Raw genomic sequence first — 11428 nt, forward strand, 5'->3', positions numbered from 1 at the left:
TTACTTATAATAGATTATTCATATAAGAAAGCCGGGGATTGGACCGATCGGGTCAGATCTCTGGCTTTTTGTTTGTTATTAGACTATAAGATATCAATACGTATTACTTGATCTCTGTTATTCTTATAGGATAACCAGATCGTATAGATATTTTGAAAATGATAAAACCAAGGGGATGTCTTTCGCACATGAAGCTTCAACAGTTTAATTCACTATTTCGTATCCCTACATACCGGCTGTTTCTCGTTTGTATGTTATTGCAAGGCATGGCTATCTCAATCAGCGCTCCCTTTCTGGCGGTCTATTTTACAACTCGTCTCGAAGTATCCATCGCTACATTTGGATTATTCACTGCCGTAACTCTTATGGCGGGTGTGCTGTTCAGTTCCTGGATCGCCAGACGATCGGATCAACCCGGAGCTCGCAAAAAAATTCTGGTGACTGCCATGATTTGCAATGCTCTTGCTTTTGCCGGATATCTGTGGATTCACGACTTCACTTTATTATTCATCTATATGACGGTGCTGACTGCGCTCGGATCTCCCGCCATGCCACAATTGTTCGCAGCTGCAAGAGAAGCGGTCAATACCGCAACGGACGTCGATCATGCTGTAGCCAATTCAACCCTGCGCTCCGCGTTTTCACTGGGGTTTATTACGGGACCTTTACTGGGAACTTTACTGATTGCGTATATTGGGTACACCGGCATTTTCAGTTCAACGTGTATTATTTTTTTGATCAATGCGCTATTATTTTTCTTTCTCTTAAAAAAGGCACCCGAGCCTTCTACCCTCCGTGCATCTACGGGTGGCATTCACATGAAATTGCATCAGGATGCAAGAATCTACATGCCGTTTCTCATTACTACACTTCTGTATATGGCACATTGGATGAATAATCTGAATGCATCACTATTCATTATTCACCATCTGGGCGGGGGAACCCGGGAAGTTGGCTGGATCTCCAGTCTATGCGCGGGGCTTGAAATCCCCATTATGCTAGGCTTGGGTCTGCTCGCCTCAAGATATCCCAACCGTACACTCATGTTATGGGGCGCTCTGATGGGTGCCGCTTATTATGTAATAGTTTTGTTCTCCACGGAACTGTGGCACTTGCTGGCCGGACAATTATTGCTCGCATTCTTCGTCGCCGTCATCTCTGCTATCGGGATCAGTTACATGCAGGATCTGCTTCCATCCATGCCCGGCTATGCGTCAACACTCTATTCCAATGCCTCCACGTTGGGAAGATTATTTGGTAGTCTGGTCGGGGGATGGACAGCCGGAGCGTGGGGATATCGAAATTCCTATTGGGTATGTCTACTGCTCGTTCTGCTTTCGTTAGGCATGCTTGTTGTCACACAACAATTTTCAAAAGAAAAACGTCAGACCCTTTCACTATAATCAGATCCTCGAATGCAAGCCTGAGTGAACGTAAAAGCTTGAACAAAACAAAACCCCAAGAACGCAGCTATAGCGCTCTTGGGGCTTTGTTTATTATCGTTTTAATATTCTTATATGAATACAAGCACTACTCAAACAGATCCAGACGAAGACGCTTCAGACTGGTATGCTGGATGAGCCATTGACCGTCGATTTTGACAAACGTCTCATGGTAATGTCCAAATCCGTGAAAGGATTTATTGTCATTGCCTTCAGGGAACGTCACCCAATCTTCCATTGGAGAGATGACTTTGGCTTCATTCTCGGATACAAATTCAACTTCCGCGCTATGTACGTGATGCACAGTTACAGCAACATGCACCAAATCCCGGAATACTTGAACGATGGTGTCACGGCCGGTTAATACCGGTATTGGATTGCCTTCTGAACTGAAATCAGCTACGGCATCCGGAGCAAATACCTCACCTAACGTATCCCACTGCTTCGTATCAATATAACGACAATAACGTGCTTTGGTGTTCCGAATGTTTTCCAGTGCAAGCAGTTGTTCCAGTCCTGTGATGGTTGATTGGCTCATGTGTTGTCCCTCCAGAAATCTAAGATGTAAGCAAATATATTATACGGAATGTGCAGCTTTCATCTGGGCAGCCAGCTCAGACATTTTTTTATTGTGCAAATAGCTCTCCATCTCTTCTTCCGCACGGACCATCACCTGCTGAATCAGGCAGCCTTCGTTATGATCCTGCGAGCATTCGAACAGGGAAGCCTGTCCTTCAATCGCATGGATAATCTCCAGAAATGAGGGGTCCGGATTCTTCCGGCTAAGCCGATAACCACCATTGGCACCCGAAGTCGATTCGATCATGCCGGCTTTAACCAGCTTGGTCAATATTTTAGATAAGTAGGTTGGAGATACTTTCTGCATCTCAGCTAATTGATGTACACTGACCAGTTGTTCCGGTTCGGTCGCAACCAGAAAAAGCATGGTGTGCAGGGCATAGTTTGTAGCTTTCGAATATTTCATGAGGGCACCTCATTATATACGGATTTAATTTATCTATAATAGACTTGATTGAACGCTCTGTCAAACGTCGAAAGTTCCCGCAAAATCAAACAAATGGACATCATTACATTTAACTATGGTAAAGCCCGCGATAATCCGTTGGAGTCATGCCTTCATGGGCCAAGAACTGGCGGTTAAAATAACTGGCATTGGGATACCCCGCTTCCTCTGCGATCTGTCCAATGTTGGTTGTAGGTCGTTCCAGCAGCCACTGCTTCGCCATCTGTAACCGCGAACGGGTTATAAATTCCATCGGGGTCATCTCCACAGCACTCTTAAACATTTTGCAAAAGTAATACGAACTCACACCCGCCATATCCGCCCAATCCTGTAACAAAAACGGTTGGCATGCCTCCTGCTGCATCTGTGGAAGCAGTGCAAGGATACGACTCTCAGCCTTGCTTGTGCGTGTGCTTTTCAGTGGAACCGCATGCTGTACGAACTCGGCCAGCACAGCGTAGGTTAGGGTAGATAGTTGGGCAGGACGCAGCATCCGGTTCTGCTCGGCTTCATTTAGTAGAGCCATATGTGCTTCTTCCCATGGAGCCTGCTGCCGCAGCGTCCACAACAGATTGCGGTGCAACCCCCGCTCAATCATATAATCATGCAGACGTTCACCGTAAAAATGAACCCATCGCACATCCCATGGATCATCCTCACTACTGTAGTAATGCTGCCGCTGCTGCGGGAAATACAGTACAGCCTGACCGGCACGAAGCTCATGCATTACCCCATCCACTTCCACGTACCCCTTGCCCGCAGCCACATAGTGAATATTGAAGTTGTTCAGTGCGCCAGCCTCCCGTAATACGGTGTGCTCGGGGTGGTCGACATAAAGTCCAACGGATTCTGGATAACAAAAATACGGAATATCCTGTAGGGTTAGCAATACAGTTTGTCTCATCATAGCCCATTCTCTTTTCTAAACAATATTGTGTTAACTCATTTCAATATATTATCATTTTCATTCATTCATCTATTACTTATAATCACAATATACATTCATTCATAGGAGGAAACAACAAATGAATTCAGATCGAAAATTGCGCTGGGGCATTATTGGTAGCGCTAGCATTGCCGTGCGATCCGTTATTCCAGGTTTGCAGCAATCCGAGTTGAATGAAGTAACCGCCATTGCCAGCCGGGACGAAGAAAAAGCGAAACAAACCGCTGACCAACTCGGCATTTCTCAAGCCTATGGCAGCTATGAAGCTTTGCTTGCTGACGATTCTATTGATGCGGTCTACATTCCGCTTCCAAACCATCTGCACCGGGAGTGGACACTCCGTGCCGCAGAAGCTGGTAAACATATTTTGTGTGAGAAGCCACTGGCACTGACGGAGCAGGAAGCTCAGGAGATGGTGCAAGCCTGTGAAGACGCTGGTGTGCATCTGGCTGAGGCTCTCATGTACCGACACCATCCACGTTATGATCAAATTAAGGATATTATCGCCAGCGGAGAAATTGGTGAGATCCGCGGCATTCATAGTACATTTTCGTTCAACAGTTCAGGTTCGACAGGTAATGTTCGTTTCCGGCGTGATTGGGGCGGCGGTTCCCTGTATGATATCGGCTGTTATTCCATCAGTGCAGCACGCTTGCTGCTTGGCCAAGAGCCATCGGCGGCAACCGTCATTGGCATGTTCTCCCCTGAGCATGGTCATGTGGATATGATGGCTTCCGGTCTGCTTGAGTTCGACAATCATATTGGTGTGACCTTTGACAGCAGTATGTGGGCAGCCTTCCGCAACACACTGGAGGTGCTTGGATCAGATGGCATCATCGAGGTTCCTTCTGCTTATATCAGCAATCCGGATCGCGGCTCCAACTTCTTCGTAACGGTTGACGGTGAGCGTAAGGAGATTGAAGTTCCACAGGTGAATCACTACTCCCTCCAGGGAGACGACATGGCACGAGCTGTACTTCAAGGTAAAGCTCTGCGCTTTGCTCCATCCGATGCCGTAGCCAATATGAAAGTACTCGAAGCTTGTCTTCGTTCAGCAGAAGAACGTACACGAATTACACTATAAGAAGAGAGGATGAACTGAATTATGGAATACATTGAAATTGCTGGTGCAGGCAAACCTATCTCCCGATTGATTAAAGGAACCGATTATTTCTACCATGATGCCTATGAAAAAGCAGCTACGAACATGGATGCATTCCTGGCAATTGGCGGTAATACCGTTGACTCCGCTCATATTTATTGTGGCGGGCAGAGTGAAGAAGTTCTCGGACGTTATATGCAAGAACGGGGTAACCGTAACGAGATCGTTATTTTGACCAAAGGTGCGCATCATGACCAGAATGGCCCACGCGTTAACGCTGATGCTATCCGCAGTGATCTTCTTACCAGTCTGGAACGGTTGCAAACGGAACATGTGGAGCTATATGCCCTGCATCGGGACGATCCCAACACACCCGTTGGCGTGATTCTCGAAGCATTGAACGAACATATTGAATCCGGCAAAATCGGCGCGATCGGCGCCTCTAACTGGACCTGGCAGCGGCTGGAGGAAGCTAACGCATATGCGGCTGCTAACGGTCTGAAAGGTTTCACATTCAGCAGCCCGAATCTCAGTCTCGCCAAAGCGAACGAACCGTTCTGGGCAGGCTGTGTATCGGCAGACGAAGAAACACTGGCATGGCATGAGCGCACCAAGCTTCCATTGCTGTCCTGGTCATCCCAGGCTCGCGGCTTCTTTACCGGACGCTTCACCCCAGAAGTGCGGGATAATGAAGATCTCGTTCGGGTATTTTACAGTGACGGCAACTGGGAACGTTTGCACCGGGCGGAACAATTGGCCGCGTCGAAAAATACCACGCCAATTCAGATTGCTCTTGCTTATGTATTGAACCAACCGTTTCCAACCTGTGCGCTGATTGGCGCTCAAAATCGGGCGGAACTGCTCTCCTGTGACGAAGGTTCTCGCATCATACTAACCCGTGAGGAACTGGATTGGCTGGATTTGGGCAGTCATGTGAAACCAAGCGTGTAAAACTGGCATACACTTTTAATTCAATCTTGATGGTGAAAGGACTGATTCTTCCGCGATGTAGCGGAGTGGTCAGTCCTTTTTGGAATGCCAGCTAACCATTCAACCATTGTAGCCATGCCGTAGGCAGGAACAATTATCGCTTTTCGCTAGGATCAGCATATCGCCAAACTTCGGGTACAGACTTGTCCTCTATTACGGATTCTACCCATCCTGGTTATCATGAAAAAAGTAATAAAAAGAGACTACCCGCCAGAAATATTTCTCTGGAGGTAACCCCTTCTTAATATTAGATAGTCAAACGAATTAACGTAATGGCGATGATGTCGTTACGATTACAGCTTCACGATCTGACCCGTCTTCTCGGATTCGAATGCTGCCAGAATCACTTGCAGGGAACGCAGACCTTCTTCACCGGAAATGCTTGGCGGTGTTTGCGTTACAATCGACTCTACAAATGCGTCAATAACGCCGCTTGGTACTTGTTTCTCGTTGGTAGCCATTGCGCCAACTTTGTATGTTTCAACCGTACCGTTAGTCAGCTCAACGATAACCTCGTCGCCTTCTACCGTTCCGATCTTCATCACACCATTTTCACACCACAGAACCGTACTGTTATCTCCTGCTCTGTATTGTGTCCAGCTCGCTACCAGCGTACCGATTGCACCGCTCTTCATACGAAGCAGACATGTCGCGTTATCGTCCACTTTGGTGTTTTCCTTGTGCAATGTGCTGATAAAACCAGCAACTTCGGATACTTCGTCATTCAGCAAATAACGGATAAAGTCCGATTTGTGCACGCCCAGGTCACCCATGGCACCCATAATCGCTTCTTCTTTGCGGAAGAACCAGCTTTCTGCACCGTCTACGCTCCAGCCTTCCGGACCCGGATGACCAAAGGAAGTACGGAAATTCAGGACTTTGCCGAGTTTGCCGGAGTCCAAGATTTCTTTGGCTTTCACGTGTGGAGGCATCAAGCGCTGGTTGTGTCCAACCATCAGATACACACCGTTTTTCTTGGCAGCTTCAATCATTTGCTCGCCTTCTTCGGTTGTAACCGCCATTGGTTTTTCCACCAGTACATGTTTACCCGCATTTGCAGCAGCAATGGCCATCGAGGCATGCAGATAGTTCGGCGTACAAACACTGACTGCATCCACTTCTTCGTTTGCAAGCAATTCTTCGTAGCTGGAGTAAGCTTTACCGCCGTAAGTTTCGGCCATCTTCTCCGCACGCTCCACGATCGGATCGGCAAATGCGACAAGTTCTACGTTCTCATTGGCAGCATACTCTGGAATATGTCTGCGCTCGGCAATGGCACCACAGCCGAATACAGCAACTTTAATTTTACTCATGTATAAATGTCTCCTTTGACAATTAAATTAGAATTGGTTCAAGTAATTCTGCTTCAACCAGTTATGGCTGTTGGCTACGCTCTCAAGCGGTGGATTCTGGCAAACGTCCTGTTCCACGATCAGCCATTCTACACCTGCACTTGTAGCCGCTTCAATAACAGCTGGCAGATTAACGGAACCTTGTCCCAGTTCTAATGTCTTCATCTGGCCCTGTTCATCTTTGCTGAAGTCTTTCAAGTGAAGCAACGGCAGACGGCCTGCATATTTGTTGATATACTCAATCGGATTTTGTCCGGCAAATTGTACCCAACATACGTCCATTTCCACTTGAACCGCTTCAGGCGTCGTTTGAGCAAACATCGCATCAAAGGCATTTTCGTCGCCAACCTGACCATGGAATTCGAAATCATGGTTGTGATAACCGAAGATCAGACCTTGTTTAGTCGCTTCAGCACCATATTGCTGCAATTCGTTAAACAGTTTGGTCCAGCCTTCTGCATTCTCTGGACGATCTTCAGGCATCAGGTAAGGGCAGATCATATATTGAGCCCCAATGGTTTTGAGGTAGTCGATTTGTTGTTGCAAATCTTCACGCATGGCATGCAATGAAACGTGACTGCTGAAACCTTTCAGTCCAAGCTCATCCAATAGCGCTTTCATTTCTTCGGCAGGAATGTCACCATATCCAGCAAATTCAACACCTTCATAACCAAGCTCAGCTACTTTGCGCAACGTTCCACGGAAATCTGCTGCAGTTTCATCACGGAGTGTAAACAATTGCAAACCAATATTAAGTTTTTTCATAATAGATGCACCTCTGCTCTCAAATTTGCTTTCATTGCTCTATCTGGTATCATCCTAACGCAAAACAGGCTAGAATGAACATATACAATATCGTCAGAACATGAACTATCTGATCAAATTTTTAAATTTGGAGGATACATCATTTGGAAACCTCAGTGCTGATCTGTGATTACTCATATCACTACAAGGCGTTCAACCATAATATGAAGGGCGAGTTGCAGACTTATCTGTTCCGTCTGCAAACCGAAGGCTCTTGCAAGGTATATGTGCAGGATGAAGAATTTAAGATGACTGGCGGCGATTTACTACTGCTCAAACCCGGAGACGATTACTATCTCGTGGTAGAAGAACCTCATAAGGAGGGCAGGTTGTCCAGCGGAGACTATTATTTGTTCTGTGAAGGGGAATGGATTGATAGCTGGTGGAAGCGTCATCATCGATCCACGGTGAGCCACATCGGGCTGGATGATAAATTGGTCAGTCTCTGGCGCAGTATGCTCCTGGAGAAACGCCGTGGACCGCTGGAGGAAAATATAGAACTGAATGACGTACTGCTGCGTGGTTTGTGTCTGTATATCGATCGGGCCATCAAGGAGAATATCCAGACGGATCGTTCTGTTTCTTCGACACTGAAGCTGAAACGATTCATTGAAGAACATGCCACTGTGACCTTCAAACTCGAAGAAGCCGCCCGCTACGCAGGACTAAGCCTGTCTCGTGCGGTGCGATTGTTCAAGGAGCACTACGGCCAAACGATGATCCAGTATGCGATTGAGATTCGGCTGAACGCTGCCTTGGAGCGTATGAAGTACAGCGATATGACCCTAGAGCATATTGCCGAAACATGCGGCTTTGCAAGCTATTCCTATTTTCATCGGGTATTCCGATCCCATTTTGGAATGTCTCCGGCTGAATATCTCAAATCCCAGGCCCATCAATCCATCGATTTGGAGCATGTCTAGGTTTAGTTTATTCTCAAATCCCCTTACTTCAGGATGAAAGCAGCTGATTTTCAATCGCCTGCTTTCTTTTTCCAACCCTTCTTTCCAAAACCTCGTCTTATTTCTACACTGACTGATTACTTGCGATAATCAAAAACACATAAACAGCCCTTCCGTATCCCAATAGGAACGAAAGGGCTGCTCGTATGACTCCTTCACAGGCAGGGTGAATCCCAAGCACATACGAAGGAGCTATTTCCGCCACTTCTTCGCCAGCTCACCAATCTGCTGCGGTGTAGTTCGGCAGCACCCACCAATCAGCTTAGCACCTGCCGCCACCCACTGTTCTGAAGCATCGCTCATGCTGCCACAAGTGCCCTGACCACTCCATGTCTTCGTCACTGCATCATATATCTCACCCGAGTTCGGGTATACAATAATCGGTTTATCGCTGGCACGACTCAGAATACCGACCGCTTCCGTTACCACTTCCATGGGAGCACAATTCAGCCCAATCGCAGCAATCTGAGGTTCGGCATCCAGCAATCGTGCACACTCTTCCAATAGCGTGCCTTCACTGATCGCTGTCCCGTCTTTTAATGAGAAGGACAGCCAAGCGTAGGCGTTCGGAAATTCTTTTAACAAAGCGACCAATACCTGTGCTTCCTGCAAGGATGGGATCGTCTCAAATGCCAGAATATCCGCCCCTGCTTCCAGCAAGGCTGTGATTCGGGGACGATGAAACGCGCTCAACGTCTCGTCTGAGACACCATAGTGACCGACATACTCCGAACCATCTGCCAGATATGCGCCATACGGTCCAACGGATGCAGCAACAATCGGTCTTGGACGAGCCGCTGCCCTTTTTCCCATGGCAACTGCCGTTTGTTTTTTACCATTTGACTCATTGCCGAATACATGCTCTGCGGCTTCACCTTGCACTTCTGCCCAGACATCATCTCGCGCCTGCACAGCCAGCTCTACCGTCTTGCGAATCAGCTCCAGCGATTGCTGCTCTCCGATTCCTCTCTTGCCGAAGCCTTCCACCGTCGCCTGATAACTGGATGTAATTGCACAGTCGGCTCCTGCGCGGAAATAATCTGCATGGACCTGAACGATAACATCTGGATTCTCGAGCAATACACGAGCCGACCATAGTGGATCATCCAGATCACAGCCATGCTGCTCCAGTTCGGTTGCCAGCGCCCCATCCAGAATCATGACTGGATACTCACGCAGGATCTGTTCTATGGGATTAGTCTGTTGTACTTGCGTCATGTACTTGTCCTCTTTTCTTATTCACACGTTCTGTCAAATAATACGCTGCGTAACACACCGCGATGAATGGAACTCCGCAATACAGCGCTATTCGCTGTGTCGGGTCAAAAGCAATGCCTATACATGAAGCCAGGCACAATATAAACGAGATGATCGGTACCGCCGGGTAAAGTGGTGTGCGGTAGACCAGATCCTTGACCGCATGTCCTTCCCGGATATACTGTCTGCGGAACATGTACTGTGAAGCACTGATGCTCATCCAGACCGCAACGACAGCCAGACCTGAAATGGAGACCAGTGTAATATACACGGTACCTGGCGCAATGATGCTGGACAGCAAAGCCAGACCGCCCCCAACCATACTGATCAAGAGCGCATTCAGCGGCACACCACGTTTGGTCAATTTGGCAAACCATGGAGAGATCGTCTTTTTATCGGCCAGTGACCAGAGCATCCGCGAAGATGCATACAATCCCGAATTGGCCGCAGACAAAATCGCCGTCAAAATAACAAAATTCATGATGTCCGCTGCATACGGAACACCGATTCGCTCCATGACCGCCACAAACGGACTTTCGAGTACGCTTGCATCCGACATCGGCAGCAGTGCCGAGAGGATAACAATCGTTCCGATAAAAAAGATAATTAAACGCCACAGCGTGGTATGGATCGCTTTTGGAATCGTCTTCTCCGGATTCTCTGTTTCCCCGGCAGCAATCCCAATCAGTTCGGTACCCGAGAACGCAAAGTTTACAGCAAGCATCGTCATTAGTATCGCAGTAGCCCCATTGGGGAACCAACCAGATGCTGTAATATTGGATAGAAACGGTGCAGGTTCCGAATTTGCCATTGGAATAATACCAAACACGGCTGCGCCTCCGAGAATAATGAAGACTACAATTGTAAGGACTTTAACTGCGGAAAACCAGAACTCCGATTCCGCAAAAAATTTGACAGTCAGCGCGTTGAACAGGAAGATCATAACCGCAAACAATGCGCTCCAGATCCAAACATTCACTGAAGGAAACCAGCGCTGCATCAGCAGCCCGGCCGCTGTAAATTCGGAACCGAGGGCAACCGTCCAGGTGAGCCAATACAACCAGGCTACTGTGTATCCTGTTGCTGGTCCGATATATTTTGCCGCATAGCTATGAAACGCCCCTGTCTCTGGCATATGAACAGAAAGTTCACCTAGACAGAGCATGACCAGATAGACGACAATCGCTCCGATCAGATAAGACAGAATGGTACCGATCGGTCCTGCCTGCTGGATGGTATAACCCGAGCTAAGAAATAACCCTGTACCGATAACTCCACCGAGTGAGAGCATGACTACATGCCGTGCCTGCATTTTGCGCTGAAAATGCCCTGTATCTTTGTTGTTATTCATTCCTGCTCCCCTACTTCTTCATCCAGAAAACAACAAAACAAAAAGACACACTCTTCCTGAAGAGTGCGCCGTTACTGACAAATAAAAACAAACGCTCCTATCTATCAGGCTGTTCACCCGCTGGAATTAGCACAGTATCCTTCAGATCTGTTGCTGAGGTTTCTAAGGGCCAGTCCCTCCACCTCTCTGGATAAGAAA

The 11428-nt window shown here is 47.6% G+C and carries 11 protein-coding genes and 1 riboswitch; of the genes, 4 read left to right on the forward strand and 7 right to left on the reverse strand.

The genetic code is table 11. The annotated features are described in order from the left end of the window. Positions 1-188 precede the first annotated feature (188 nt). A complete protein-coding gene (locus BMW94_RS18775; RefSeq protein ID WP_091000496.1) occupies positions 189-1403 on the forward strand; it encodes a sugar efflux transporter in 1215 nt (404 codons plus the stop codon). Positions 1404-1530: 127 nt separating this feature from the next. Here BMW94_RS18775 and BMW94_RS18780 read toward each other — a convergent pair whose 3' ends face one another. From BMW94_RS18780 to BMW94_RS18790, 3 genes are all read right to left on the reverse strand, one after another. Next, positions 1531-1980 (reverse strand): nuclear transport factor 2 family protein, encoded by a 450-nt coding sequence (locus tag BMW94_RS18780; protein ID WP_091000497.1) that lies wholly within the window; start codon positions 1978-1980, stop codon positions 1531-1533. Between the two features lie 39 nt (positions 1981-2019). Then, entirely contained in the window at positions 2020-2427 is a 408-nt protein-coding gene (locus BMW94_RS18785) for an Rrf2 family transcriptional regulator (protein WP_076291179.1), read from the reverse strand. A 109-nt stretch (positions 2428-2536) separates the two neighbouring features. Continuing rightward, a complete protein-coding gene (locus BMW94_RS18790; protein ID WP_091000498.1) occupies positions 2537-3373 on the reverse strand; it encodes an AraC family transcriptional regulator in 837 nt (278 codons plus the stop codon). A gap of 118 nt (positions 3374-3491) precedes the next feature. Here BMW94_RS18790 and BMW94_RS18795 point away from each other — a divergent pair, with 118 nt between their 5' ends. Both BMW94_RS18795 and BMW94_RS18800 read left to right on the forward strand, forming a co-directional pair. Then, on the forward strand, positions 3492-4496 hold the full coding sequence (locus BMW94_RS18795) for a Gfo/Idh/MocA family protein (RefSeq protein ID WP_091000499.1): 1005 nt from the start codon (positions 3492-3494) through the stop codon (positions 4494-4496). A gap of 21 nt (positions 4497-4517) precedes the next feature. Beyond that, entirely contained in the window at positions 4518-5465 is a 948-nt protein-coding gene (locus BMW94_RS18800) for an aldo/keto reductase (RefSeq protein WP_091000500.1), read from the forward strand. 332 nt (positions 5466-5797) lie between these two features. Here the strand turns inward: BMW94_RS18800 and BMW94_RS18805 are convergent, their stop codons facing one another. Next, the gene (locus BMW94_RS18805; protein ID WP_090904620.1) at positions 5798-6817 is read right to left on the reverse strand and encodes a Gfo/Idh/MocA family protein; all 1020 of its coding nucleotides are present in this window, start codon (positions 6815-6817) and stop codon (positions 5798-5800) included. A gap of 27 nt (positions 6818-6844) precedes the next feature. Continuing rightward, entirely contained in the window at positions 6845-7621 is a 777-nt protein-coding gene (locus BMW94_RS18810; protein WP_024631488.1) for a sugar phosphate isomerase/epimerase family protein, read from the reverse strand. 143 nt (positions 7622-7764) lie between these two features. On the opposite strand from BMW94_RS18810, the gene BMW94_RS18815 reads away from it, so the two are divergent. After that, complete coding sequence (locus tag BMW94_RS18815; RefSeq protein ID WP_091000501.1) at positions 7765-8583, forward strand: helix-turn-helix domain-containing protein; 819 nt, start codon at positions 7765-7767, stop codon at positions 8581-8583. 231 nt (positions 8584-8814) lie between these two features. On the opposite strand, the gene mmuM is transcribed toward BMW94_RS18815, so the two are convergent. Together mmuM and mmuP are read right to left on the reverse strand one after the other, a co-directional pair. Further along, entirely contained in the window at positions 8815-9840 is a 1026-nt protein-coding gene (gene mmuM / locus BMW94_RS18820; protein WP_091000502.1) for a homocysteine S-methyltransferase, read from the reverse strand. Then, positions 9818-11230 carry an S-methylmethionine permease gene (gene mmuP, locus BMW94_RS18825; protein WP_091000503.1) on the reverse strand — a complete coding sequence of 471 codons (1413 nt, stop codon included), beginning with the start codon at positions 11228-11230 and terminating at the stop codon, positions 9818-9820. The genes mmuM and mmuP overlap by 23 nt, the downstream gene beginning before the upstream one ends. A gap of 94 nt (positions 11231-11324) precedes the next feature. Beyond that, positions 11325-11427: riboswitch (SAM riboswitch) on the reverse strand. Position 11428 lies beyond the last annotated feature (1 nt).

Origin of the sequence: Paenibacillus sp. OK003, from assembly GCF_900109515.1 — a bacterium.
In the GTDB taxonomy this organism is placed as follows: Bacteria; Bacillota; Bacilli; order Paenibacillales; family Paenibacillaceae; genus Paenibacillus; species Paenibacillus marchantiae.